Origin of the sequence: Aureimonas sp. D3, assembly GCF_001463805.1 — a bacterium.
In the GTDB taxonomy this organism is placed as follows: domain Bacteria; phylum Pseudomonadota; class Alphaproteobacteria; order Rhizobiales; family Rhizobiaceae; genus Aureimonas; species Aureimonas ureilytica_A.
Genome location: NZ_BBWM01000005.1, coordinates 81074 through 106063, shown reverse-complemented (window position 1 = coordinate 106063; position 24990 = coordinate 81074). Strand labels below are relative to the sequence as shown.

Sequence of the window (24990 nt, the reverse complement as noted above, 5' to 3'; positions counted from 1 at the left end):
TCGATGGCTATATAGAATTCTGCAAGTTTTAATCGTTCAAAGCCCTGTGTCGCATCTTCCGTAAGGTCATTGGCGCGCGACAGACTTACGGGCGAAATTTCATCGTGAAGTTTTCATAACGCTGGCGTGCCGCGCAAGCCACGGTTTCCGCTGATGTCTTTCCCAAGAGGTGTTTTTCGCAAGCGCTGCTCGAGAGAAAACTGCGCGCAATTTTCAGGATGGGATTGAGCCTCTGATAAGAACGGCCGCCCCAATTGTCCGCCGAAAGCCCTCCAGAAGGCCGTTCGGGCGAACGGACATACTCGCATGAAACTGACCATCCGTACCAAACTCGCAGCCACGTTCGGTGCCGTCCTGCTTCTGACCGGCGGGGTCGGCTTTTGCAGCCTCCTCGCGCTGGAGGCCGGTCGCCAAACCATGGACGAGTTCACGCATCGGCCCTTCCAGATGGTGCAGGCGACCATCGGACTTTCGGGTGATCTGGAGCGCATCCATCGCATCGTGCGCGCGGCCTATTCCACCGTGAAGCCGGCCGATCTCAGCGCCGATTATGCCCAGGCCTGGCGGGCGCTGGACGAGCACATGACGCGCTACGAGGCCGCGCGCTCGCAAGGGGCAACAGGGCAGGGAACCGACCTTGCCGAACTCGTACGCGCCCTGCGGCCGGTCTCCGACCAGGCCTTCGCCCATGCCTCGAAAGCCGATCTCTGGGCCGTGGCCGGCGCGCGCAGCGCACTCGCTCCCATCGAAAAGGATCTGACGGGCAAGTTGCGCATGGTGCGTAGCCAATTGGCCGGCAAGGGCGATACGGGTTTCGCCGCGCGCCAGACGCTTTCGGATATCGAGACCAATATGATCGAGGCCCGCCTGTCGCTGGTGGACCTTCTCGCCACCGCCGATCCGACAGCACGGCAGGCCGCGTTCGAGCGGTTCGAGGCGCTGAAGAAACTGGTGGGTCGCAAATTCGGCGATCTCAATGCCATGGCGCCGATCGGAACGGAGCGCATGATCGGACAGCTGCTGGACACCTGGAACCACGCCTATGACGAAATGGTGCCGCTGGTGCAGGAAGGGATGAAGGCGCGTGCGACCGAGGCGACGCACTATCTCGAAACCGTGCAGCGGCCTGCCGCCGAGCGGGTTCAGGCGCGGCTGGACGAGTTGACCGGTGAGGCGCAGGAGGCCGCGCGGGGCTTTGCCGCACAGGCCGAACAAAGCTACGAACACACGCGCAACACGCTTCTGGCGCTGATCGGCGCGGCCCTCCTTTTGGGCGTCGGCATGATGCTGTGGCTCACCCATTCGATCGCGGTTCGCCTGCGCCGCACGCTGCGCTGCGTATCCGCCATCGGCGGGGGAGACCTCACGCAGCGGCTGGAGGCCGCCGGCTCGGACGAGATCGCCGATCTGCAACGTGCCATGGCGGAGATGACGGAGAACCTGTCGCGAATCGTCTCGAACGTGCGCGCCTCGTCGGATCTGGTGGCCGCTGGGTCGGTGCGCTCGGCGCGAACATCCGGCACGCTCTCAGCGGGCTCCAGCGAGCAGGCCTCGGCGAGCGAACAGGCGTCCAGCGCCATCGAGGAGATGAGCGCCAACATCCGCCAGACGGCGGAGAATGCGGCGCACACCGAAACCATCGCCCGTCTCGTGCGCGAGTACGCGGCGTCGACCCAAGAGGCCGTATTGCAATCCGTCGAAGCCATGAAGACGATCGCGCAGTCGGTCGGCGCGATCGGCGAGATCGCGCGCCAGACCGATCTTCTGGCCCTCAACGCCGCGATCGAGGCCGCGCGCGCCGGCTCGTCCGGCAGGGGCTTCGCCGTGGTGGCGGCCGAGGTTCGCAAGCTGGCGGAGCGCTCGCAGATGGCGGCCCGGCAGGCCGCCAGCGTGTCCGCCGATACGCTCGGCATCGCCGAAGGGGCCGGGGCGCGTCTGGCCCGGTTGATGCCCGAGATCAGCCGAACCAGCGAGCTTGTGTCGGAAATCTCGGCGGCCTGCCGCGAGCAGGCGATCGGCACGCAGCAGATCGCCGAGGCCATCCAGCTTCTGGATCAGGTGACCCAGGCCAATGCCGCCGCCGCCGGCGACATGTCCCACACCGCCGCCAACCTGTCGGACGAGGCGGGCCGGCTGGCCCACACGATGGAGTTCTTCCGCATCGGCTCCGAGAGCGAACAAGGGAAGCCGGCGTCGCCCGACGCTTCGCCCGCCCCACTCGAAGGGACCGGCGAGGAGGACGCTTTCGACCCTCGGCTGCGCCACGCGGCCTGACAGGCCCCGCAGCAGAGGTTTTCGGCGCGGCACCCGCTCATCCGCTCAGCGCGTGTTCGGTCTTCCGCTTGCAGCGAGCCCAAGCGTCTGCGCTTGGGCACCCGGCCTTCAGCCGACCCAGCCGCGCAACTCGCGCCGCACCATATGCTCGATCACGTCCATTCCCGGCCCGGAATCGTTGAGGCAGGGGATATGGGCGAAATGCGTGCCGCCGTTCTCGTGGAAGATTTCGCCGGCTTCCCCAGCGATTTCTTCCAGCGTTTCCAGGCAGTCGGACACGAAGCCGGGGTTGAGCACGGCGATCTTCTTGATCCCCTGCTTGGCCAGCGCTTCCACCGTCTTGTCGGTATAGGGCTGGAGCCATTCTTCCGGCCCGAAGCGGGACTGGAAGGTCGTCATGAGCCGCCCCTTGGCCCAGCCGAGGCGCTCTTCCAGGAGGCGCGAGGTCTTCTGGCAATGGCAGTGATACGGATCGCCCTTGCGAAAATAGCTCTGCGGAATGCCATGATAGGAGGTGATGACGCGCTCGGGCTCGAAGTCGAGTGTGGCGAGATGCGTCTCGATCGAGCGCGCCAGGGCGTCGATGTAGATCGGCTCGTCGTGATAGGCGGGCACCGTGCGCGAAGCCGGCATCCAGCGCTTCGACATGAGGTGCTCGAAGAACTTGTCGTTCACCGTCGCCGTGGTGGAAGCCGAATATTGCGGGTAGAGCGGAAAGCAGAGAATACGCTCGCAGCCCTGTGCCATCAGCGCGTCCACCCGCTCGGCGATGGAGGGATTGCCGTAGCGCATCGCCCAGTCCACCACGATGGTGGCCTCGCCCGACAGGCGCTCGGCGAGCTTCTCGCCCTGCGCGCGGGTGAAGGTGCGCAGCGGGCTTTCGTTGCGCTCCTTGTTCCAGATCTGCTCATAGGCATGGCCGGATTTCTTCGGCCGGGTGTTGAGGACGATGCCGTAGAGGATCGGATACCAGGCGGCGCGCGGCCATTCGATCACGCGCTTGTCCGACAGGAACTCCTTGAGATAACGCCGCATCGGCTTGAAATCGGTGCCATCGGGCGTGCCCAGATTGACGAGAAGCACGCCGACCTTCTTCGCCTTGACCGGAGGATGGCCGACAGGAAGCGGGCCGATGGCAGTGCTGGCGAGCGTGGGGGCGTGAGCGTTCATGACAGGTCCGGGACGAGAGCGATGCGAGGGCCGACGAAAGCAAAGCGGCGGCGCCCTCTCGCGAGGGCGCCGCCGGGCATATGGGAGCCGAATCGGCAGCCGGCAATGGAGGCAGTCAGGCGCGCCGGGTCAGTTCGAAGCGCGCGCCGGCCGAATTGACGCAAGCCATGCGATCGGCGGCCATGAGGTTGCAGTTCACCGACTCGCGCGTGTTGCGCGTGGTGGAGGTGAAGATGATGCTCACCTGCGTCGGGTTGGTCTTGGTGTAGGACCCATCGGCCAGAACCCGCGCGCCATCGGCGGTCTTGGACGTGAAGCGGCCGGCCGAGAAGTTGGAGACATAGGCGACCGGGCCGCCGACCGAATTCCACTGACCCTCGATCGTCGCCGGCTTGGGCGCGACGGCGATCTGTCTCTGTGGTTCGAGCTGGCAGCCCGAAAGCGCGGTGGCGGCGCCAAGAAGGCTGGCAAGGGCGAGGGCGGGGCGCATGGTGGGAAGCTCCGTCGAGAAGAATGTCAGAGAAAAGAAGGCGGCATTTGCTCACCCAACGTCAAGTGACCGAGGCGTCGTTGCGCCGCGCCGAAATGACGGAGTGAATGGAAGCTATGGTTTCGATGGAGCGGATGCGCCCGTCGCTGGTGAAGCCGAACCAGTACATGGTCGTTCCCGTGACAAGAGAGCCGCTGTCGTCCTGCCGCGTCCAGTCGCAGCGGCTGGCGGCTTCGTCGTCTTCCACCACCGTCCCACGCGCCTTGTAGGAAATGTAGCTGGCGCGGCGCAGCAGTTCGTTCAGGAAGGACTTGGCCTCATCTTCCCCGGTCAGCTTGTATTCGCCCTCCATCCGGTCGAACCAGGGAGCGTCGATCACGCCGGCATTGTTTTTGTTGGAGAAGATGGCGCCGGGCGCAAAATGTTGGGCAACGGACCCTGCGGCGCCGGACATGACGGCGTCCATGATTTCCTTGACGACCATACGCTTGCGCTGGGCATCGTCCGAAGTCTCGCCCACTTACCAACTCCCAAGCGCTATCAAGCAGTTAACAGGCTCTAGGTTAGCGCACGCGAAACGTTTGACCAGCAACCAACGAAAAAGCCGCGGGATTTCCGCGGCTTTTTCACTGTTTTTTTCGTTTGCCGGGATCAGCGAACGAGAATGTTGCGGAACTGCCAGGGATCCTTCTCGTCCAGGTCCTCCGGGAAGAGGCCGGGGCGATCGGTCAGCGGCGTCCAGTCGGTGTAGTAACCCTTTACCGGGCCGAGATACGGGCGCTGCACTTCGAGGCAGCGGCGATAGTCCATCTCGTCGGCTTCCACGATGCCGGCTTCCGGATTCTCCAGCGCCCAGACCATGCCCGCGAGCACGGCCGAGGTCACCTGAAGGCCCGTCGCGTTCTGGTAGGGAGCGATACGGCGCGTCTCTTCCAGCGAAAGCTGCGAGCCGTACCAGTAGGCATTCTTCTCGTGGCCGTAGAGCAGGACGCCCAGTTCGTCGATGCCTTCCACCAGCTCGTTCTCGTCCAGAACGTGGTGCTCGGGCTGGATCTTGCCGGCCGCGCCGAACAGTTCGTGCAGCGAGAGCACGGCGTCGTTGGCCGGATGGTACGCATAGTGGCAGGTCGGACGGAAGGTGACTTCGTCCTCCTTGTTGCGATGCGTGTAGTAGTCGGCGATCGAGATGGACTCGTTATGCGTCACCAGGAAGCCGTACTGCGCGCCGGGCGTCGGGCACCATGTGCGAACGCGCGTGTTGGCGCCCGGCTGGTCCAGATAGATCGCGGCCTTGCAGCCCTTCTCGTGGTCCTTGGCGTTCTTGGGACGCCACTTCTCATGCGTGCCCCAACCGAGTTCGGCCGGCTGCATCCCTTCCGACAGGAAGCCCTCGACCGACCACGTGTTCCAGAACACGTTGCGGGGCTTGGGCTTGGCGGCGACCTGCGTGTCGCGCTCGGCGATGTGAATGCCCTTGACGCCGACCTTCTTCATCAGCTTGGCCCAGCCCTCGCGGTCGTTCGGACCGGGCTCGGAGAAGTCGAGATTGGTGTCGCGCGCGATGTCCACCAGCGCCTGCTTCACGAACCAGGACACCATGCCGGGATTCGCGCCGCAGGTCGAAACGGCCGTGGTGCCGCCGGGGTTCTTGCGCTTCTCCTTGCGCAGGGTCTCGCGCAGCGCGTAGTTCGTGCGGTCGGAATTGGAGAGCTTGTCGTCGAAATAGAAGCCGAGCCAGGGCTCGATCACCGTGTCGATATAGAGAACGCCGAGTTCGCGGCACAGGCGCATGAGATCGACCGAGCCGGTATCGACCGAAAGATTGACGCAGAAGCCCTGGCCGCCGCCTTCCGTCAGGAGGGGGGTGAGCAGGTCGCGGTAGTTCGACTTGGTGACGGCTTCCTGGCGGAAGCGGATGCCGCGCTCGTCGAGCAGGTGCCGATGCGTGTCGCGCGGGTCGATGACCGTGAAGCGCGACTTGTCATAGTTGAAGTGACGTTCGATGAGCGGAAGCGTGCCACGCCCGATGGAGCCGAAGCCGATCATCACGATCGGGCCAGTAATCTCGGCATGGATCGGGTGGTTCTCGTTCGTCATTCGACGGTCCTTTCGATCTGGACTGATTTCTAGTCGCCGGGCTAGAGCAGATTGCTGTCAAATAAAAGGGGCTGACGGCCGGCTGGCAGCGATGCAGGCCGGCAAGGGCTTCGTTTTCTGCGCAGCGGCCTCTTTTACCGCCCCTCCGCCGTCTCCCGAAAGGACATCTGGATGGAACTGCCGCGCCCCTTGCGCGCCGCGATCGACGCCGAGTTGGACGGCGTGCCGGGTGAGGCGCTGCGCAAGGCCTCCGATAGCCTGTCGGGTCGCTACCGCGCCGAGACCCGCGACGGGCGGCTGCATCTCTCCGATGATCTTTTCGCCAAGGCCTATGTCGCAGCACGGATGCCGGCGACCTTCGCCGCGCTCGCGAGCGCGCTGGGCGAAGCCGCCGAAGCGCTGCCCGAGTTCTCGCCGCGCACGCTTCTCGATGTGGGGGCGGGACCGGGAACCGCGCTTTGGGCCGCCACCGAGCGCTTCGACACGCTGGAGGGCGCGACGCTTCTGGAAGCCAGCAAGCCGATCCGCGCGATGGGCGAACGGCTAAGCAAAGGGGCCTTCGCCTTTCGGCCGGACTGGCGCGAGGGCCAGGTCGAGCGGGACATGGACGCCGCGCCGTCCGCCGATCTCGTGACGCTCTCCTATGTCCTGGACGAGTTGCCGCCCGCGCGCCTGCGCCCCCTCGTGGAAGCGCTCTGGGCGCGCACGCAAGGCCTGCTTCTGATCGTGGAGCCCGGCACGCCGGCCGGCTACGGGCGCATTCTGGACGCGCGCCGCGCCTTGATCGAAAGTGGCGCCGCGCTCGCCGCGCCCTGTCCGCATGAAGCGGCCTGCCCTTTGGAGGCACCGGACTGGTGCCATTTCGCGCGCCGCGTGGCGCGCTCGCGCGTCCACTTGCGCACCAAATCGGCCGAAGTGCCTTGGGAGGACGAGAAGTTCAGCTATGTCGCGGCGACGCGGCTCGCCCCCGCCATGCGCGCGGCTCGCATCCTGGCGCCGCCGGAAGCCGGCAGCGGCAAGGTGCATCTGAAGCTCTGCGAAGGCGACGGACAGATGCGCCGCCGCCTCCTGACCAAGCGGGACGGCGAAGCCTTCCGCCGCGCCCGCCGGGCCGATTGGGGCGAGGCCATCGACCTCGCCTGAGCGCTCAGTTCGTGGCTCGGTCCATCGCCTCCAGCTCGTCGATAAAGCCGGAGATCATCGACAGGCCGCGCTGCCAGAAAGCCGGGTCCGAGGCGTCGAGGCCGAAGGGCTTCAACAATTCGGAATGATGCTTCGTGCCGCCCGCGCGCAGCATGGCGAAATATTTCTCCTGAAAACCCTGATCGGCCTGCTCGTAGACCGAATAAAGCGAGTTCACGAGGCAGTCGCCGAAGGCATAGGCATAGACATAGAAGGGCGAGTGGATGAAGTGCGGGACATAGGTCCAGAAACTTTCATAGCCCGGCCCCAGCCGCACGGCGGGCCCGAGCGAGCGCGCCTGCACCTCGACCCAGATCTGGCCGATCCGCTCGGCCGTCAGCTCGCCCTTGCGCCGCTCGGTGTGGATTTCGCGCTCGAACAGATAGAAGGCGATCTGGCGGATCACCGTGTTGATCATGTCCTCCACCTTGGAGGCGAGCAGCGTGCGCCGCTCGGCCTTGTCACTGGCCTTCTCCAGAAGCGAGCGGAAGGTCAGCATCTCGCCGAAGACCGAGGCCGTCTCGGCGAGCGTCAGCGGCGTCGAGGCCATGAGCGCGCCTTGCGGCCCGGCCAGAACCTGATGCACGCCGTGGCCCAGCTCGTGCGCGAGGGTCATCACGTCGCGCGGCTTGCCGAGATAGTTCATCAGGACGTAGGGATGCGCGGAGGGCACCGTCGGGTGCGAGAAGGCGCCCGGCGCCTTGCCCGGCCGCACGCCCGCGTCGATCCAGCGATGCTCGAAGAAGCGGCCGGCGATCTCGGCCATTTCCGGGTCGAAGCCGCGATAGGCCGAGAGCACGGTTTCCCGCGCTTCCGTCCAGGGGATGGTGCGGCGCGAGGCGCCCGGCAGCGGCGCGTTGCGGTCGTAGAATTCCAAGGCATCCAGCCCCAGCCACTTGGCCTTCAGGCTGTAATAGCGATGCGAGATCGAGCCGTAGCTGTCGGACACGGCCTTTGCCAGCGCATCGACCACGTCGCGCTCGACGCGGTTGGCGAGGTGGCGGGAATCGGCGACATCCTCGAAGCCGCGCCAGCGGTCGGAGATTTCCTTGTCCTTGGCGAGCGTGTTGGTGATCAGCGCGAAGGTGCGCACGTTCTCGCCGAAGACCTTTGCCAGCGCTTCCGCGCCCTTGCGTCTGATATCGCGGTCGGCATCCTGCAGGAGGTTCAGCGTTTCTTCGAGCGCCAGCGTCTCCCCGTCCACCTCGAAGCGCAGCGAGGTCATGGTCTCGTCGAACAGGCGGTTCCACGCGCCATGGCCGGTGACGGATTTCTCGTGGAAGAGTTCCTCCACGCGGTCTTCCAGCTGGTAGGGCTTGTCCTGCCTGAGATCCACGATCCAGGGCCGGTAGCGACCGAGCGCCGGATTGGCATCCATGGCGTGGTCCATCGCCGCGTCGTCCACGCGGTTCAGCTCCAGCCCGAAGAACAGAAGCGCGGAGGAAATATCGGTCACCTCGCCCTGGATGTCGCCGTAGAACTTGGCGTTCGCGGGGTCGGACGTGTCGCCGGAATAAACGAGCCCGGCATAGGAGACGAGGCGACCGAGAATTTCCTCGATCTCTTCGAACTCCACGATGGCGGCCGCCAACTCGCCGCCGCCGGGCTTCTGCGCCTCTTCGGCCAAGCGGCCGCGCCAGCGCTCGTTGAAGGCCTTGGCGCGCGAGCGCGAGCGCTCGATATCGGTCGCGATCTGCGGGCTGTCGATCGAGGCGTAGAGATCGGCCAGATTCCAGCGGGGCAGGGCGCCCAGATCCTCCTCTCCGGCCCGTGCGGAGGATGTGGGGGAAACGGACGAACGGATCATGGACACCTCGCAAATCGGGAAAGGAGCGGCCCGACGCGCCGCCCCGCTCGTGTGGCAGAAAACTCTTCATCCCTGCCGTGTCAAATAGGGGCGATGAGCGCGAAAAGCGAACCCATGACAAGCGAACCCATGGCCGAGCCGCCCTTCCACGTCCTGATCGTGGATGACGACGGCGTGCAATGCCGCCTGAGCGAGGCGCATGTGGCGCGGGCCGGCGGGCGGGCCGAGATCGCGGGGACGCTCGCCGCCGCGCGCACCATGCTGGCGGCGGCCCCGGAGCGCTTCGCGGCGCTCTTGCTCGACCTCGGCCTTCCCGATGGAAGCGGGCTGGAGCTACTGCGCGAGCTGCGCGCAAGGGGCCATTCCGTTCCCGTCATCGTGCAGACGGGGGAGGGGCGGCTCGACCGCGCCGTGGAGGCCATGCGCGCCGGCGCGACGGACTTCCTCGTCAAACCCGTCTCGCTCACTCGTGTTCGCGCCGCCCTGGAGGCCGCCATCCGGCAGGGGGACGACGAGGACAGCAAAGGGATACGTCCGGGCCTGTCGGCCAGCCAGGACGAAGACGACCCCAGCCCCGCCATGCGCCCGGTTCTGAATGCGGCCACGCGCGTGGCCCGTTCCATGGTGCCGGTGCTGCTGCTCGGCGAAACGGGTACCGGCAAGGAATGGCTGGCACGGCGCATCGTGGCCTCCGGCGCGCGAGCCGCCCGGCCTTTCGTTCCCATCAATTGCGGGGCGCTGCCGCGCGATCTCACCGAGAGCATCCTGTTCGGCTTCGAGCGTGGGGCCTTCACGGGAGCCGAGCGCCGCAGCCTCGGCAAGTTCGGCGAAGCCGATGGCGGCACGCTGTTTCTGGACGAGGTGGGCGAACTGGCCCCCGAGGCGCAGGTCAAGCTTCTGCGCGCGCTTCAGGAGGGCGAGATCGATCCGATCGGCGCGGCGCGGCCCGTGCGCGTGGACATCCGCATCATTGCCGCCACGCATCGCGACCTTCGGGCCGATGTCGAGGCCGGACGGTTTCGCGAAGACCTGTTCTATCGGCTTCATGTCGTGCCGATCGAGTTGCCGCCGCTGCGCGAGCGCCGCGAGGACATTCCGAGCCTCGCCCGCGCCTTTGCCGCGCGAAACGTGCCGGGCCGCGCGCTCCTGTCGGGTGCGCTGGCGCGCCTGCAAGCGCATCGTTGGCCCGGCAATATTCGTGAACTGGAAAACGCGATCCGGCGCGCCTGCGTCATGGCCGATGGTGAGGGCCTGCGCGCGGAGGATTTCCAGCTTGCCGACGCGTGGCAGCCGATACCGAGGACGCAAGTAATTGAGCCGAGACGCGAGCCTGCCGCCGCAGCGATGGGGGTGCCGCCAGCCTCGGCCGCGTTCCCCACCCTCGCGCAAGTCGAGCGTGAGCATATCCTGCGTGCGCTGCAAGAATGCGGCGGGCAGCCGACCAAGGCGGCCAAGCTTCTGGGGATCGGTCGTACGACCCTTTATCGCAAGCTCAAGGAATACGGGCTTTCCGCGCCTGATTCGGCCGCAGAGACGCCCAAGGTTTAATCCTTAGTCCGAATTTTCACTGGTCGTTAACCATTTTCGCGTGTAGTGCCAAAGAAATTGGAGCTGTGTCATTTTCGTGCCGCACTCTCCTGTGATTGGATCCCTCTGTTGGGGGACTGGTCGCACGAGCCGTTGGCACGGGCGTCGACACGACACACCGGGGGAATGGTTCCGCATGTTCGGATGGACCGAATGCGTATCGCGCGCGGCCTTGAGGCGCGCTGCGGTCTTCCTGGCAGGCTTCGTGGTGATGAGTTCCGTGGGGGCCGCCGCGGCTCGCGCCGAAACCCGAACCCTCAAGCTCTACCACGTCCATCTCAACGAGAAGACGGAAATCACCTACAAGAAGGACGGCAAGTTCCTTCCCGAGGGCCTCAAGAAGGCCAATTGGGCCCTGCGCGACTGGCGCGAGAACAAGCCCACGAACATGGACCCGAACCTTCTCGACGTGCTCTGGGAAGCCTATCGTCAGTCGGGTTCGCGCAGCTACATCCACATTATCGGCGGCTATCGCTCGTCCGGCACCAATGCGATGCTGCGCTCGCGCTCGTCGGGCGTCGCCGGCAACAGTCTCCACATGGCCGGCAAGGCCGTGGACTGGTATCTGCCCGACGTTCCGCTGAAGAAGCTGCGCGACATCGGCCTCCGGATGCAGATCGGCGGCGTCGGCTATTATCCGCGCTCGGGCTCGCCCTTCGTGCATTACGACACGGGCAAGGGCCGCTATTGGCCGCGCATGAGCCGCAGCGAACTCGCGGCCGTGTTCCCCAAGGGCAACACGATCCACCTGCCGGCCGACGGCAAGCCTCTGCCGGGCTACGAGACCGCGCTGGCCTCCTATAACAAGCGCAAGGGCTCCAACGACATCCAGATCGCCTCGTCGCGCTCCAGCGGTGGCCGCTCGCTTCTGGCCATGCTGTTTGGCGGCGGCAACGAGGAGGCCGAGGACGAGGCCGAGGCGTCCGCCGCCCCGGTCGGCAAGCCGAGCCGCGCTCCGGCGCCTGCTCGCGCCGCGCCCAAGCCCGAGCCGGAGGTTCAGGTCGCGAGCGCCTTGCCCACGCGCCCCGCGCCGCCGCCGGCCTTGCCCGCTGGCGTGCCCATGGCCGAGCGTGACGTGTTCGACAGTTCCGCTCCCCGCCGATCCGCGCCGCCCGCCGCCATTCCCGCCGCGCCGCCGCCGCGCCGTGAGGAGGAGGAAGAAACGGAAGTCGCAGCCCTTGCGCCGTCCCGCGTCCCGCTGCCCTCCAGCGCGCCCGATCGTCCGTCCGTTCAGGCGCTGGATCAGACTCTCGTCGCCGCCCTCGAAGAGGCGGAGCCGCCACCCGCAGCGCCGGCCCAACTGGCCTATGCCGTGCCCATGCCCCGCGAGCGCCCACCGTTCGAGGCCGTTCTGCGCGGCGATCAGGCCGCGCTGCCGACCCAGAAGCCCGAGTTGGCCGAGGAGGAGGGCCTGACGCCCGAGGCCATCATCGCCGCCGCCATGCCCGAGGTGCCGCCCGCCGCCGCCGCACAGGCCGCCGCGACCACCCCAACGCCCGCTGTTGCTTTGGCCGGTGCCGCGCCACATGTCGCAACGCCCTCCGCCCGCCCGCAATCGGCCATTGCCGCCGCAATGACGCGGCCGTCCGAAACGCCGGACGCGAAGCCGGGAGCAGCCGTGCAGGTCGCCTCGCTCGGCAACGAGCCGACGCCGGCCCGCTCCGCCGTCGCTGCTGCGCCCGTCCCGGCCAAGGGGGTGTCCAAGACCGCTGCTACCAAGGCTCCGGCAAAACTCGCCAAGGGCGGCCGAGTGGTCGGCGACGCGCCAGCGGCCAGCAAGGCGGCGCGCAAGGTCAGCCCGGATGCGATCGAACAGCGAATCGCCATCGCTTCGCTGATCACCAGCCCGGAGCGCCGCGCCATCGAAAGCAAGCTCGCGCGTCCGGTGGCCGATAATCTGATCGGGCAGATGCCGAGCGCGGTGTTCGCCCGTGGCTTCTCCCGCAAGGGCTCGTCGCCCGCGGCTGCGCAACATTTCGAGGGAACGGCGGTGAATTTCCTGCCGGTTCACAAGCTGGACTGAAACATTCGGCGGATCGGCAAAGCCGCACACGCTTCGATTGAGGAAAGGGCGCCTTCGAGCGCCCTTTTTCGTGAAGCTGATCCAATAGTTCGTGTCCACGATCGCCCCGCTGATGATCGAGGGTTCGATCACGTTGAAAGTGTAAAGGTGCCCCAACGTCATCGGCGAATATTTTGGATGCACTTCATGCTGCGTTGCGGCATAATGCCTCGCGATTGAACCTGCCTGCGTCGAAGCGATTTGTGCTTTGATCCTCAACACATGGCTCCCATCGCAGACGTCTGGGATTGAACTTCCGTATCGGAAATAGAAAGCTGATAAAGCCAAACGTTCGAAGGCCGAGCGGGCCTAAAGATTGGGTGAAAGACGCGTTTGGCGAGCCCTGTCGCTTGGTGAGTGCGCTTCGCAGACGAGCAAATTCTGCCAAGCCTACACCGATAGGTTCACTCTTACCCGCTTGGGCTGAGTTTCCTCCTGTTCAACCACGTGGGTTGCAAGCTAGTCTTCTCAAGAGCGTTCGGGAAGTTCTTGCAGCAGCTCCTGCGACGTGTTGACAAGGAGGTGTTTTTCCCAGAATACGACTGGAGTGTTTCGAAGGTTGAGTGCCGCACCGAGATGTTTTCTGCCATGCGGGGCTCGTCAAACTGGAACAACTGGGTAATTCTTTATCGGGTCTTTCAGTTCGGCACCGCGAACGATCAGCAGTAAACGCACGCCGTGCCCGGCGTGATTGTTTGTCTCAAGCCAGGTTGGAACGATGAGCGAGATCGACGAGGTCGACAACTCGGATATGCTGATGGAATTGACGGCCGAAGTGGTCGCCGCCTATGTCAGCAAGAATTCTTTGCCGGTCGGCGACCTGCCCGGTCTGATCCACGATGTCCACAATGCCCTGAGCCAGGCCGGCGCCGCAGCCCCGCCGGTGCAGGTGGAAAAGCCCAAGCCCGCGATTTCCGTGAAGCGCTCGGTGACGGACGATTACATCGTGTGTCTGGAAGACGGCAAGAAGTTCAAGTCGTTGAAGCGTCACCTGATGACGCATTACAATATGTCCCCCGAAGAATACCGCGAGAAGTGGGATCTTCCGGCGGATTATCCGATGGTGGCACCGAACTACGCCGCCGCGCGCTCGCGCCTCGCCAAGCAGATGGGCCTAGGTTACACGCGCCGCCGCGCGCGAGGCTGAGCCCCGCCAACCTCCGGCGCGAGGCATAGAACGCCATCGACCTCCGTATAAAAAAAGGGGCGCCCGATACGGGCCGCCCCTTTTTCTACGCCGTCCGCCTGCCGGGGAGGGGGGCGGCGCATCGGATCAAAGGCTGGCGGCCATGCCCAGCGCCTGAAGATAGAGGTCCAGAATGGCCTCCTGCTCCTGCCGCTCCTGCGCGTCCTGCTTGCGAAGCGAAATGACCTTGCGCAAGACCTTGGTGTCGAAGCCATTGCCCTTGGCTTCGGCGTAGACATCCTTGATGTCGTCCGAAATCGTCTTCTTTTCTTCTTCCAGGCGTTCGATCCGCTCCACGAAGGAGCGGAGCTGGTCCTGTGCGACCTCGTCGGTGGCGTTCGACATGGGAGCCTCTTCTCAAGCAGGGCCAAGGCGCCGGTCAGGCCGGACGCGTTTATGAACTCTTCGATGACGCGGAATGGTTACTCAAGCGTTACCGAGAGGCCGCGACAGGGTTTTGCGCTTCATCTCAGCGCGGTTCACTCTCGTCTTTCGGGCGGTTCTGCTCGAAGGCGGCAAGCTTGTCGTCGCCCGCTTCCTTCTGGTGCAGGGCGCGCCATTCGTCATAGGGCATACCGTAGACGATCTCGCGCGACGCTTCCTTGCTCATCGTCTCGCCGCTGGCCTCGGCCGCGTCGCGATACCAGTTGGACAGGCAGTTGCGGCAGAAACCGGCCAGATTCATCAGGTCGATATTCTGCACGTCGCCGCGCGCGCGCAAATGATCGCGCAGGCGCCGGAAGACGGCGGCTTCGATCTCGATTTCCTGTTCGCGGCTGAGGCTCATGGGACACCTTGGAAACGGGCGGCGAGGCGACCGGGCCTCGCGCGGGAAGGATAGCACTGGATATTGCGCGCCCGCTCCCGCGTCGCAAGGCCGGCGAAGCTTGCGCGAGACCGGTCCTGCGCGGGCGGCCCTTGCTTTGCCGGCTTGTTCGCTTATGCCAGAACGGAACCGCTCGAACCCTTCCCCTCAAGGATCGCCCATGCCGTTCCGTTCGATCAGGGGGCCGCGTGCTCCGGCCGTGGCCTTTTGTCTGGCCCTCGGCGCCTCCACTCTTGGCGCACCGGCGCTGTCTCGCCCCGCCCATGCCGATTTTCGCGTTTGCAACGGAACCCAGACCCTGGTCGGCGTCGCCGTGGGCCAGCGCACGCCCGAGGGCTGGGTCAGCGAGGGCTGGTGGCGCATTCCGGCGACCACCTGTCGCTCCGTCGTGGAGGGCGAGCTGCACTCGCGCTACTATTATCTCTATGCCGAAGACGCCGAGGGGCTGGGCCGCTGGGCCGGCAAGGTCGATATGTGCATCGCCGAAAACGAATTCCGTATCGTCGGTGTGAAGGATTGCTTCGCTCGCGGGTTCCAGAAGATGGGGTTCCGGGAGTATGACACCGGCGGACAAGGAAGCTGGATGGTTCAGCTCACCGAATCGCCTCGTGGGGAGACTCCCAAGCCATGAAACGCAACCGTCGAGTCAAGATTCTCGCCACCCTCGGGCCGGCCTCGTCCGACGAGGCCATGATCCGCAAGCTGTTCGATGCGGGCGCGGACGTGTTCCGCATCAACATGAGCCATACCGAACATGACGCGATGCGCGAGCTGGTGCGCCGCATTCGCAATGTCGAGGCCAGTGTCGGCCGCCCGATCGGCATTCTGGCCGACTTGCAGGGGCCGAAGCTGCGCGTCGGCAAGTTCAAGGACGGCAAGGTCGATCTCGCCCCCGGCGACATCATCACGCTGGACGACAACCCGGAGCCGGGCGACGCGACGCGCGTCTATCTGCCCCATCCCGATATTCTCGAATCGGTGCGCCCCGGCCATCGCCTCCTGATCGATGACGGCCGCCTCCATCTCGTGGCGCTGGAATGCGACGGGCGCTCGATCCGCTGCATGGTCGTCGCCGGCACGCGCATTTCCGACAAGAAGGGCGTCAGCCTGCCCGACACGCTGCTGACCTCCGGCGCGCTGACCGACAAGGACCGGCGCGACCTCGACGCGGTTCTGGCCGAGAATGTCGACTGGCTGGCGCTGAGCTTCATTCAGCGGCCCGAAGACCTGGCCGAGGCGCGCAAGCTTTCGCGTGGCCGCGTCGGCCTCCTTTCCAAGATCGAGAAGCCGCAGGCCGTCGAGCGGTTGGACGAGATCATCGAGATGTCGGACGCCATCATGGTGGCGCGCGGCGATCTCGGCGTCGAGATGCCGCTGGAGCAGGTGCCGGGCATTCAGAAGCGCATCACGCGCGCCGCGCGCCGCGCCGGCAAGCCCGTCGTGGTCGCAACTCAGATGCTGGAATCGATGATCACCGCGCCGGTGCCGACGCGCGCCGAAGTGTCCGACGTGTCGATCGCCGTGTTCGAAGGTGCGGACGCCGTCATGCTGTCAGCCGAATCGGCGGCCGGCCAGTATCCGGTCGAGGCCGTCGCCACCATGGATCGCATCGCGGTCGAGGTGGAGAAGGACCCGCTTTATTCCGGCATCATCTTCGCCCAGCGCCCGACCGCCGAGCCGACGGGCGCTGACGCCGTGTCGCTCGCCGCGCGCCAGATCGCCGAAACGCTCAAAGTGGCGGCGATCGTCACCTATACGGGTTCGGGCGCTTCGGGCCTGCGCATGTCGCGCGAGCGCCCGCAGATTCCGATTCTGCCGCTGTCACCGATCGAGAGCACCGTGCGCCGCCTCAGCCTCGGCTGGGGTCTCCATTGCATCATTTCCGAAGATGCGAAGGACATGGAAGACATGGTCGACAAGGCCTGCCGCCTCGCCGTCGAGCACGGCTTCGCCCAGCCGGGCGAGCGCATCATTGTCACCGCAGGCGTGCCGCTCGGCACACCGGGCGCGACCAATATGATCCGCATCGCCTATGTCGGTTCCGACGGCGCGCACGCGGCCTGACCGGCCCTATCCCTCAGAATTAAAAAAGGCCGCGTTTGTCGCGGCCTTTTTTGTGGGTGGTGTCGGCGGGCGCGGGATGCGTGTCAGGCGCGTTCGCCGGCGAGAGCGTCGGAGAGCTTAAGCGCGGCGTCCTGGGCGTCCTTGAGCGCAGGGTAGATGTCGAGAACCCGCAGATAGGTTTGCAGGGCTTGGCGATCCCGGCCCATTTCCTCCTGCATGGCGGCCAGCCCCATGAGTGACGCGAAATGCCGCGGCTCGCGCCTGAGTGTTTCCTCCACATCCGCCGTCGCCAGCCCGTAGCGATCCTGCGCGTAATGGACGGTCGCGCGGCGGTTCCAGGCTTCGGGGAAGGTCGGCTGGAGCACGATGGCCTGATCCAGAAGATCGAGCGCGGCTGCCATGTTCTTGGCAGCGACGGCGCTGGCGGCGCGCTGCATCAGGAGATCGGTCGTCGCGCTGCCGCTGGCCTGCCATTCGGCCTGGATCTGGTTCGCCAGCGTCTCGGCGCGCGCTGAGTCCTGTTCGCGTTTCAGCCGCGCGAACAGCGCGTCCAGCCGGCCCGCATGGTCGCTGGGAAGTGCCTCGGCCGCCGGCTGGGGCGCGGGCGGGGCTGGCGGCGTCGCCTCGCCTTGCGCCCAGGCGGGCAGGGCGGCGAGGCAGAGAAGGGCGAGAGGATAAGCAAATGCGCGCATGGGGAGAGCTTAGTCTTCGCCTGCGCGCCGTCAATCGTCCCCGAGCGGGATCAAGGCCTGCGCCCGTCGCGCGGATCGGACGTCTGGGGATGTGGAGCGCGCCGAGGCATGTCGCAAGGCGCTTGACCCTCGAGCGTCGGGCGGGTGGGGAGGTGGGAATCGGCCTTCCCCGAAGAGCGCGATCGGCCGCACTTTGCCGGAAACAGCCACAAACGAAAAAGGCCGGCTTGAAAGCCGGCCTTAATCTCGTCAGCCCTGACGCGCCTTGAAGCGCGGAGCCTGCTTGTTGATGATGTAGATGCGGCCCTTGCGACGAACCAGGCGGTTGGCGCGGTGGCGGCCCTTGAGCGACTTCAGCGAGTTCTTGATCTTCATGGGTTTGACCGTCGGTGTGGATGGCGACGATCGGATGGTCCGCTCTGCCGCACAATGAAAAACGCGCCCAAGGGGCGCGTCTGCCTGGGTGGTTCGATAGCGTCCGCGGCGGTTTCTGTCAACCATGTGACCGTCGCGGACCCTTCATGTCAGGGCGCGGATCGCGGAGAAACCCGCGTGAAATGGCCCATTTTGCGCCCCGGACGGGCTTCCGCCTTGCCATAGAGCGTCAGCATCACGTCAGCTTCGCGCAGCAGCGGCAAGGCGCGCTCGACATCCTGACCGATGAGATTCTCCATCACGCAGTCGCTGTGGCGCTTGGGGTCGCCGAGCGGCAGGCCGGCCACGGCGCGGATATGCTGCTCGAACTGCGAGACCGTGCAGGCCGCTTCCGTCCAGTGGCCGGAATTGTGAACGCGCGGTGCGATCTCGTTGACCAGAAGCTCGCCGTCCCTGCCGACGAAGAACTCGACGCCGATGACGCCGACATAGTTCAACTTGTCGAGAATCGCACGGGCGATCGCGCGGGCGGCCTGCGCCTGCTCCGGGCGCACGCTCGCGGGCACGGTGGAGCTTTTGAGAATGCCGAGGCCATGAACGTTCTCGGCCGGATCGTAGGCGGCGAAGCTGCCGTCCTGGCCGCGCGCGGCGATCACGGAAATCTCGCGCTCAAAGGCGATCTTCTTTTCGAGAATCGAGGGAACGCCGCCCAGACTGTCGAACGCCTCGCCATGCGTGCCGTTCTCGCGCAGCACCGCCTGACCCTTGCCGTCATAGCCGAGGCGGCGGGTCTTCAGGATGCAGTCGCCGCCGAGATCCAGAAAGGCGTGGTCGAGTTCAGGCGCGTCGTCCACCGCCCGCCAGGGTGCGGTGCGAATGCCCGTGCCGTTCAGGAAGGCCTTTTCGACCACGCGGTCCTGCGCGACTTCCAGCGCTTCCGGCGGCGGAAAGACGGGCACGATATGGCTGAGCGCGCGCACGGGCGCGACGGGCACGTTCTCGAACTCGTAGGTGACGACCGCGACGCTGGCGGCCAGACGCTCCAGCGCCTCCCGGTCGTCATAGGCGGCTGTTATCGTCTCGTTCGCCAGTTGAGCGGCCGGGCAGGCGGCATCGGGATCGAGCACGATCGTGCGATAGCCGAGGCGGGCTGCGGCCGACACCATCATGCGGCCGAGCTGGCCGCCGCCGATCATGCCGATCGTGGCGCCGGGCGAAAGCGGAAAGGACGTCTTCAATGGCTGGCTCCCGCTTTCGGCTCTGCCGCGGGCTCGTCGCTCGGACGCTCTGCCACGGCGTCGGTCTGACGCTGGCGCCACTGGTCGAGCCGCTCGGCAAGACCGGCGTCGTGCAGCGCCAGGACGCTGGCGGCCAGAAGCGCGGCGTTCACCGCGCCGGCGCGGCCGATGGCGAGCGTGCCGACGGGAATGCCGGCGGGCATCTGGACGATCGACAGGAGGCTGTCCTCGCCCGACAGGGCGCGGCTTTCCACCGGCACGCCGAACACGGGGAGCGGGGTCATGGAGGCTGTCATGCCGGGCAGATGCGCCGCGCCGCCCGCGCCCGCGATCACGACCTGAAAGCCGGCCGCCTTCGCGCCCTTGGCAAACGCCACGAGCCGGTCGGGCGTGCGATGGGCGGACACGATGCGCGCGTCATAGGCGATGCCGAGCGCGTCCAGCGTGTCGGCGGCATGTTTCATGGTCGCCCAGTCGGACTGGCTGCCCATGATGATGGCGACGGGGGAAGGGGCTGACGTCACGCGGTCAGATCCGGGATGACCTGATCTTCGATGTCCTGAAGCCGGTCCTTGATGACGAGCTTCTTCTTCTTCATGCGCTGCACGGCGAGCCGGTCGCAGCCTGTCGCTTCCATCGCGTTGATGGCCAGGTCGAAATCCATATGCTCCTGCCGGAGCCGCGCCAATTGCAGTCTGAGTTCGGCCTGTTCCTGATCCGCCACTCCGGTCCCCTCGAACGCTTCCCACGGCCGCTCGCCCGGCCGGAGCCGGGCACGCGGACAGCGCCCGGTTCAGGCCGGGCATATCCTATTCACGAAATCTCGTACCAGTCTCGCTCAAAAATCGAAACCCGGCACTTGATCCTCATTCGACAGTGCAAAGCTTATGTGACACTTTCCTATCGTCCACAGCGGTTCCCTTCGGGTGCCGGTGGGAGGAAAGCAGTCAGAAGGAGCCTCAGGAATGCCTTTGGATGCCCATCTTGCGACTTTGCAGCAGCGCCACTCGGCGCTTGAGCAGGAACTGGCGGCCGCTAAGACCAAGCCCGCTATCAGTGACAACGAGTTGCAGGACCTCAAGCGGCGCAAGCTGCTTCTGAAGGATGAGATGGAGCGCCTGCGCGCCTCCGCTCACTGACGTGACCCCCTTGTTTGGCTAGGTGGAAGGGCGTGGCCATGGCTGCGCCCTTTCTCTTGAAAGCGCCCAGGCAAGGGCCGCAGGGCGGGCAAATCTCTTGTAGTGTTGCCGCAATGCGTATTTACAGAACTCGAAACCGGGCCACACCGCTCGGGCCACCATGAGTTCGACATGACCGACGACGCGCCGATCCGCCCCCGACTGGTTCTCGCCACGACCCTTTTGCCCGATGGCCCCGAGGGGCTGGAGCGCCTGCGCGAGGCCTTGTCCGCCGGAGATGTCGCCTCCGTGTTTCTCGACCCGGCAGGCCGGGCCGACGCGGCGTTTCAGGATTTCTGCGAAGCCGCAGTTCCGATCGTGCAGGACGCGGGTGCCGCCGCCATCGTCGCCGAGGACACGCGCTGCGCCGGCCGCGTGAAGGCCGACGGGTTCCACACATCGGGTGGCTCGATCGAGGCTTTGGGCGAGGCCATGGCCCGCTTCTCGCCGCGCCTCATAGTCGGCGCCTCGGGCTTCAACACGCGACACGACGCGCTGGAAGCGGGCGAGCGGATGCCCGACTACGTGCTTTTCGGCAAGCTCGGCGCCGATGGCGACGCCGAGCCGCATCGCCGCAACGTCGAACTGGGCGGCTGGTGGTCCTCGATCGTCGAGATCCCCTGCATCGTGCAGGGCGGCGGCGATCTGGCGACGCTTCCCCAAGCCATCGCCACGGGTGCCGAGTTCATTCTCTTGTCGCGCGCCATTTTCGGCGAAGCCGAGGGCGTCGCCGCCCGCGTCACGGAGGCCAACCGCCTGTTCGACGAGGCGGCGGTGGTGGAGGCCGCCTGATCATGCACGCGCGGCCCTCTGCCCTGTGCCTCCTTTCGGTTTTCGTCCTGCTGGCAAGCCCGGCCCTGGCGCAGGAGAGCGCCGGTGGGGGCGTTCCGGGCGTGGCCGTTCCGCCCAGCACGCTTCTGCCCCTCCAGGCCGCGCCGACGCCCTTCGAACTGCCGGGCGAGGCCGAGGCGCTGCAAGGCCCGCTCGACGTGCCACCCGCCGCCGCAGCGCTCGCCCCACCACGTTTTCTGCCAACGCCGCTCGGCCCCGCGCCGGGGGAGGGCAAGGCGCTCGCCGGCGTGTCCCTGTCGGATGCGCCCGCCGTGCCCGGCGACATGGAGCCCGCGTCGCCCACGGCCGAGGCCTATGGTGCGTTCCAGCGCGGCTATTATCTTTCGGCCATGCGCCTGGCCGAGCCGCTCGCCAATCTCGGCGATCCGGCGGCGCAGACGCTGCTGGGCGAAATCTACGCGCGCGGCCTCGGCGTGCCGCGCGACGAAAAGGAATCGGCGCGCTGGTACGCGATCGCCGCCAAGGCGGGCGTCGCAGAAGCGCAGTTCCGCTATGCGCTGATCCTGCTCGAGGGCAAGGCGGCCGAGCGGGACGACGCGACAGCGCGCGACCTGATGAAGGCGGCGGCCGACTCGGGCAATCCGCTGGCGGCCTTCAATTATGGCCAGATGCTGATCCAGTCCGCGCCGACGGGCGGCTTCGGCGATGCGATCACCTATTTCCGCATGGCCGCCGACAAGGGCGTGCCGGACGCCGAATATGCGCTGTCGCAGCTCTATGCCTATGGCAAGGGCGTCGAGAAAAAGGACGACGCGCAGGCGCGCCACTGGTTGCAGGAAGCGGCCCGCTCGGGCCACGACCTCGCGCAGATCGAACTGGGCATCTGGCTCATCAACGGGCGCGGCGGCCCGTCCGACCCGGCTGAGGGCTTTCTTTGGCTGAAAGGCGCGGCCGAGCGCGGCAATCCGATCGCGGTCAACCGCATCGCCCATCTCTACAAGGACGGGGTGGGCACGCCGCGCGACCGTGTCCAGGCCGCCAAATGGGTGGTGCTCGCCCGCCGCGCGTCGAATTCCGACTCTGGCCTCGACATCTGGTTCCGGGGCCTGCCCGAGGCCGAGCAGAAGTCCGCGCTGGAGGCGGCGAACCGTTTTCGCGCGGGATGACGGCTTTGAAGCTTGTGCGGACTTGAACAAATCGGGCTTTTGTGGTTCCAAGCCCGCTTGCATCCCCTGACAATTTCCGAAAGCCGTCCCGTTTCATGAAGATCAACGGAAGCGAAATCCGTCCCGGCTATGTCATCGAACATGCCGGTGGCCTCTGGGCCGCCGTGAAGACGGCTCATGTGAAGCCGGGCAAGGGCGGCGCGTTCAACCAGGTCGAGCTGAAGAACCTGATCGACGGCACCAAGCTGAACGAGCGCTTCCGCGCTTCCGAGTCGGTCGAGCGCATCCATCTCGATCTCAACGACTATCAGTTCCTCTATGCCGAGGGCGAGAACCTCGTCTTCATGGACAATGAGAGCTACGAGCAGCTTGAACTCCAGAAGGATTTCGTGGGCGACCGCGCCGCCTTTCTGCAGGACGGCATGAAGGTGACGGTGCAGAGCCACGAGGGCCGCCCCATCGGCATTTCGCTGCCCGATCAGGTCGTGCTCGCGGTGACGGAAGCCGATCCCGTCGTGCGCGGGCAGACGGCCGCGTCCTCCTACAAACCGGCCATCACGGAAAACGGGTTGCGTGTGATGGTGCCGCCCTTCGTGGAAGCGGGCGAGCGCATCGTGGTCGACACCAACGAGATCACCTACGTCCGCCGCGCGGACTGACCGAACCCGTTCAACCGGGCGGGCCGCCTTGAAAGGCCCGGCCGGTTTCGCATCTCCGCAGCGTGCCCTTTGGTGCGCGCCGCGTGTTCTTTGTCACGATTGAAGAAAGTTGTCCCAAGCCATGGCCCGTTCGGCATTGATGAACGTCATGACGCAGGCCGCCATGAAGGCTGGCCGCTCGCTGACCCGCGATTTCGGCGAAGTCCAGAACCTTCAGGTGTCCATGAAGGGCCCGGCGGACTTCGTGTCCAATGCCGACCGCAAGGCCGAAGAGATCGTTTTCCAGGAACTCTCGCGCGCCCGCCCCGAATGGGGTTTCCTTATGGAAGAGCGCGGCACCGTCGAAGGGCGCGACCCGCAGCACCGCTGGATCGTCGATCCCTTGGACGGCACGACCAACTTTCTTCATGGCATTCCGATGTTCGCCATCTCGATTGCGCTGGAGCGCGATGGGCAGATCGTGGCGGGCGTCATCTTCAACCCGGCGCTGGACGAGCTTTACACGGCGGAGAAGGGCGGCGGCGCTTTCCTGAACGATCGCCGTCTGCGCGTCGCCGCCCGTGCCAAGCTGCCCGAATGCGTGATCGCGACGGGCATGCCCTTCCTCGGCCATGGCGATCATGCGCGCTTCCTGTTCGAGTCGCGCCAGATCATGGCGGAGACGGCCGGCATCCGTCGCATGGGCGCGGCTTCGCTCGATCTCGGCTATGTCGCGGCCGGGCGCTTCGACGGCTTCTGGGAGCATGAACTGAAGCCTTGGGACATCGCGGCCGGTTCGCTTCTGGTGCGCGAGGCCGGCGGCTTCGTCACCGACACGGAGGGTGCGAAGTTCGACGTCATGCAGGGCGATATCTGCTGCGGCAACGAACTGATCCACCGCCAGCTTCTCTCCGAACTCAAGAAGGCCAACACGGCCCATCGCGGCGGCGGCGAGCCGGTGGCCGCCAAGGCTTGAGCCCAAGGCGTGTCGGCAAGCTCCGATTCACCAAGTGCTTGACAACACGCGACATTGGCTGGCGCTGGCCGGCGCGGCGGGTTAGAAGAACATTCCACCGTTCCGGCCCGGCCGCGCGGCGTCCAGCTGTCGGCGATGCGGATGAGGCGTCATGCAGGTCTTTTCTCCCACGCCCGAAGCGCCGCCCCCTGCGGCTCCCGCCCCGGCGGAGCCGCTGAGCAGCCCGCTCGTGTATCTCGGCGTGATGCTGGTGTTTCTGGCGCTCGCGGGTTTCGTAGCGCTGATTCTCGGCCGGCAGGTCCAACAGGCCTTCTTCACCAATCCCGGCCTCAACGGCTTGATCCTCGGTGTTCTGGCCATCGGCATTCTTCTGTCGCTCGGGCAGATCCTCAAGCTCTCGCGCGAGGTGCGCTGGGTCAACGGCCTGCGCGAGGGCGATGCGACGGCGCGGGGCGGGCGCACGCGCCATCCCGTTCTCTTGTCGCCCATGGAAGCGATGATGCAGGGCCGGCGCGGCCGGCCACGCCTGCCGCTGGCCGCCGGACGCTCGCTTCTGGACTCGGTCGCCACGCGGCTGGACGAGGCGCGCGATACCTCCCGCTATCTGATCGGCCTCCTCGTCTTCTTGGGCCTTCTCGGCACGTTCTGGGGCCTTCTCACCACGATCGGCTCGATCTCGGCGACCATCCAGTCGCTCGATCCCACAGCCGGCGATGCCGCGACGGTCTTGGATTCCGTCAAGAACGGCCTGTCCGCGCCTTTGTCCGGCATGGGTACGGCCTTCTCCTCTTCGCTCTTCGGTCTCAGCGGCTCGATGGTGCTGGGCTTTCTCGATCTTCAGGTCGGCCGTGCGCAGAACCGCTTCTACACCGAGCTGGAAGACCTCCTGTCCTTCGAGGCCGAGACGCCCTCGCTTCTGCCGCTGATCCCCAATGTGCCGAACGGCGCCGAAGAGTTCCGCGTTCTGGCCGACCGGATCAACCGGCTGGTTCTGGAGCAGAGCAACGCGCCGCGCACCAGCGCCGCCATGGCGAGTCTGGCCGAAAGCATTCAAGGCCTCGTTCAGCACATGCGCGGTGAGCAGCAGCTTTTGCGAGACTTCGTGGAAGCGCAGGCGGGCGAGCAGCGCGAGATGCGCCGGGCGCTGGAGCGGCTGAACAATTCCCTCTCCGAGATCGAGCGGAACTGAG

The 24990-nt window shown here is 66.0% G+C and carries 25 protein-coding genes; 13 read left to right on the top strand and 12 right to left on the bottom strand.

The features are described from left to right. Positions 1-306: 306 nt before the first annotated feature. Positions 307-2274: a methyl-accepting chemotaxis protein gene (locus tag AUL36_RS02465; RefSeq protein ID WP_062217591.1), complete on the top strand. Its 1968-nt coding sequence runs from the start codon at positions 307-309 to the stop codon at positions 2272-2274. Positions 2275-2382: 108 nt separating this feature from the next. On the opposite strand, the gene hemH is transcribed toward AUL36_RS02465, so the two are convergent. The 4 genes from hemH to AUL36_RS02445 all read right to left on the bottom strand — a co-directional run bounded on the left by hemH (position 2383) and on the right by AUL36_RS02445 (position 6031). Beyond that, the gene (gene hemH / locus AUL36_RS02460; RefSeq protein ID WP_058601850.1) at positions 2383-3444 is read right to left on the bottom strand and encodes a ferrochelatase; all 1062 of its coding nucleotides are present in this window, start codon (positions 3442-3444) and stop codon (positions 2383-2385) included. 115 nt (positions 3445-3559) lie between these two features. Continuing rightward, positions 3560-3934, bottom strand: a complete 375-nt coding sequence (locus AUL36_RS02455; RefSeq protein WP_058601851.1) for a hypothetical protein — start codon at positions 3932-3934, stop codon at positions 3560-3562. 61 nt (positions 3935-3995) lie between these two features. Continuing rightward, complete coding sequence (locus AUL36_RS02450; RefSeq protein ID WP_062217587.1) at positions 3996-4454, bottom strand: nuclear transport factor 2 family protein; 459 nt, start codon at positions 4452-4454, stop codon at positions 3996-3998. Between the two features lie 131 nt (positions 4455-4585). Further along, positions 4586-6031, bottom strand: coding sequence for a homospermidine synthase (locus AUL36_RS02445; RefSeq protein WP_058601853.1), 1446 nt, complete (start codon positions 6029-6031; stop codon positions 4586-4588). A 171-nt stretch (positions 6032-6202) separates the two neighbouring features. Here AUL36_RS02445 and AUL36_RS02440 point away from each other — a divergent pair, with 171 nt between their 5' ends. Next, positions 6203-7174, top strand: coding sequence for a small ribosomal subunit Rsm22 family protein (locus AUL36_RS02440; protein ID WP_062217586.1), 972 nt, complete (start codon positions 6203-6205; stop codon positions 7172-7174). Positions 7175-7178: 4 nt separating this feature from the next. Here the strand turns inward: AUL36_RS02440 and AUL36_RS02435 are convergent, their stop codons facing one another. Then, positions 7179-9020, bottom strand: a complete 1842-nt coding sequence (locus AUL36_RS02435) for a M3 family oligoendopeptidase (protein WP_062217583.1) — start codon at positions 9018-9020, stop codon at positions 7179-7181. A gap of 114 nt (positions 9021-9134) precedes the next feature. Here AUL36_RS02435 and AUL36_RS02430 point away from each other — a divergent pair, with 114 nt between their 5' ends. The 3 genes from AUL36_RS02430 to AUL36_RS02415 all read left to right on the top strand — a co-directional run bounded on the left by AUL36_RS02430 (position 9135) and on the right by AUL36_RS02415 (position 13816). Beyond that, entirely contained in the window at positions 9135-10568 is a 1434-nt protein-coding gene (locus AUL36_RS02430; protein ID WP_244497007.1) for a sigma-54-dependent transcriptional regulator, read from the top strand. A 175-nt stretch (positions 10569-10743) separates the two neighbouring features. Beyond that, positions 10744-12630 carry a DUF882 domain-containing protein gene (locus AUL36_RS02425; protein ID WP_062217580.1) on the top strand — a complete coding sequence of 629 codons (1887 nt, stop codon included), beginning with the start codon at positions 10744-10746 and terminating at the stop codon, positions 12628-12630. Positions 12631-13387: 757 nt separating this feature from the next. Then, the gene (locus tag AUL36_RS02415) at positions 13388-13816 is read left to right on the top strand and encodes a MucR family transcriptional regulator (protein ID WP_153003853.1); all 429 of its coding nucleotides are present in this window, start codon (positions 13388-13390) and stop codon (positions 13814-13816) included. Between the two features lie 126 nt (positions 13817-13942). Here AUL36_RS02415 and AUL36_RS02410 read toward each other — a convergent pair whose 3' ends face one another. Together AUL36_RS02410 and AUL36_RS02405 are read right to left on the bottom strand one after the other, a co-directional pair. After that, on the bottom strand, positions 13943-14200 hold the full coding sequence (locus tag AUL36_RS02410; protein ID WP_058601858.1) for a DUF2312 domain-containing protein: 258 nt from the start codon (positions 14198-14200) through the stop codon (positions 13943-13945). Positions 14201-14324: 124 nt separating this feature from the next. Then, complete coding sequence (locus AUL36_RS02405) at positions 14325-14642, bottom strand: DUF1244 domain-containing protein (protein WP_058601859.1); 318 nt, start codon at positions 14640-14642, stop codon at positions 14325-14327. Positions 14643-14841: 199 nt separating this feature from the next. On the opposite strand from AUL36_RS02405, the gene AUL36_RS02400 reads away from it, so the two are divergent. Both AUL36_RS02400 and pyk read left to right on the top strand, forming a co-directional pair. Next, a complete protein-coding gene (locus AUL36_RS02400) occupies positions 14842-15312 on the top strand; it encodes a DUF1036 domain-containing protein (protein ID WP_058601860.1) in 471 nt (156 codons plus the stop codon). Further along, positions 15309-16745, top strand: a complete 1437-nt coding sequence (pyk, locus tag AUL36_RS02395) for a pyruvate kinase (RefSeq protein WP_058601861.1) — start codon at positions 15309-15311, stop codon at positions 16743-16745. Before AUL36_RS02400 ends, pyk begins: the two co-directional genes overlap by 4 nt. A gap of 83 nt (positions 16746-16828) precedes the next feature. Here pyk and AUL36_RS02390 read toward each other — a convergent pair whose 3' ends face one another. The 5 genes from AUL36_RS02390 to AUL36_RS02370 form a co-directional block, all read right to left on the bottom strand. Further along, entirely contained in the window at positions 16829-17437 is a 609-nt protein-coding gene (locus AUL36_RS02390) for a hypothetical protein (protein WP_058635077.1), read from the bottom strand. Positions 17438-17686: 249 nt separating this feature from the next. Beyond that, positions 17687-17812, bottom strand: a complete 126-nt coding sequence (gene ykgO, locus AUL36_RS02385) for a type B 50S ribosomal protein L36 (RefSeq protein WP_058601863.1) — start codon at positions 17810-17812, stop codon at positions 17687-17689. 149 nt (positions 17813-17961) lie between these two features. After that, positions 17962-19050: a 5-(carboxyamino)imidazole ribonucleotide synthase gene (locus tag AUL36_RS02380; protein WP_156418237.1), complete on the bottom strand. Its 1089-nt coding sequence runs from the start codon at positions 19048-19050 to the stop codon at positions 17962-17964. After that, positions 19047-19541, bottom strand: a complete 495-nt coding sequence (gene purE / locus AUL36_RS02375) for a 5-(carboxyamino)imidazole ribonucleotide mutase (RefSeq protein ID WP_062217733.1) — start codon at positions 19539-19541, stop codon at positions 19047-19049. Before purE ends, AUL36_RS02380 begins: the two co-directional genes overlap by 4 nt. 29 nt (positions 19542-19570) lie before the next feature. Then, entirely contained in the window at positions 19571-19774 is a 204-nt protein-coding gene (locus AUL36_RS02370) for a YdcH family protein (protein ID WP_058601864.1), read from the bottom strand. A 241-nt stretch (positions 19775-20015) separates the two neighbouring features. Here AUL36_RS02370 and AUL36_RS23100 point away from each other — a divergent pair, with 241 nt between their 5' ends. The 6 genes from AUL36_RS23100 (at position 20016) to AUL36_RS02345 (ending at position 24989) form a co-directional block, all read left to right on the top strand. Continuing rightward, the gene (locus AUL36_RS23100) at positions 20016-20189 is read left to right on the top strand and encodes a YdcH family protein (protein WP_082640277.1); all 174 of its coding nucleotides are present in this window, start codon (positions 20016-20018) and stop codon (positions 20187-20189) included. A 171-nt stretch (positions 20190-20360) separates the two neighbouring features. Next, a complete protein-coding gene (locus tag AUL36_RS02365; RefSeq protein WP_062217574.1) occupies positions 20361-21020 on the top strand; it encodes a thiamine phosphate synthase in 660 nt (219 codons plus the stop codon). A 2-nt stretch (positions 21021-21022) separates the two neighbouring features. Next, complete coding sequence (locus AUL36_RS02360; protein WP_062217571.1) at positions 21023-22186, top strand: tetratricopeptide repeat protein; 1164 nt, start codon at positions 21023-21025, stop codon at positions 22184-22186. A 95-nt stretch (positions 22187-22281) separates the two neighbouring features. After that, a complete protein-coding gene (gene efp / locus AUL36_RS02355; protein ID WP_062217568.1) occupies positions 22282-22845 on the top strand; it encodes an elongation factor P in 564 nt (187 codons plus the stop codon). Between the two features lie 121 nt (positions 22846-22966). After that, positions 22967-23800, top strand: a complete 834-nt coding sequence (locus AUL36_RS02350) for an inositol monophosphatase family protein (RefSeq protein ID WP_062217567.1) — start codon at positions 22967-22969, stop codon at positions 23798-23800. Positions 23801-23951: 151 nt separating this feature from the next. After that, positions 23952-24989 carry a hypothetical protein gene (locus AUL36_RS02345; protein ID WP_058635082.1) on the top strand — a complete coding sequence of 346 codons (1038 nt, stop codon included), beginning with the start codon at positions 23952-23954 and terminating at the stop codon, positions 24987-24989. Position 24990: the final 1 nt, after the last annotated feature.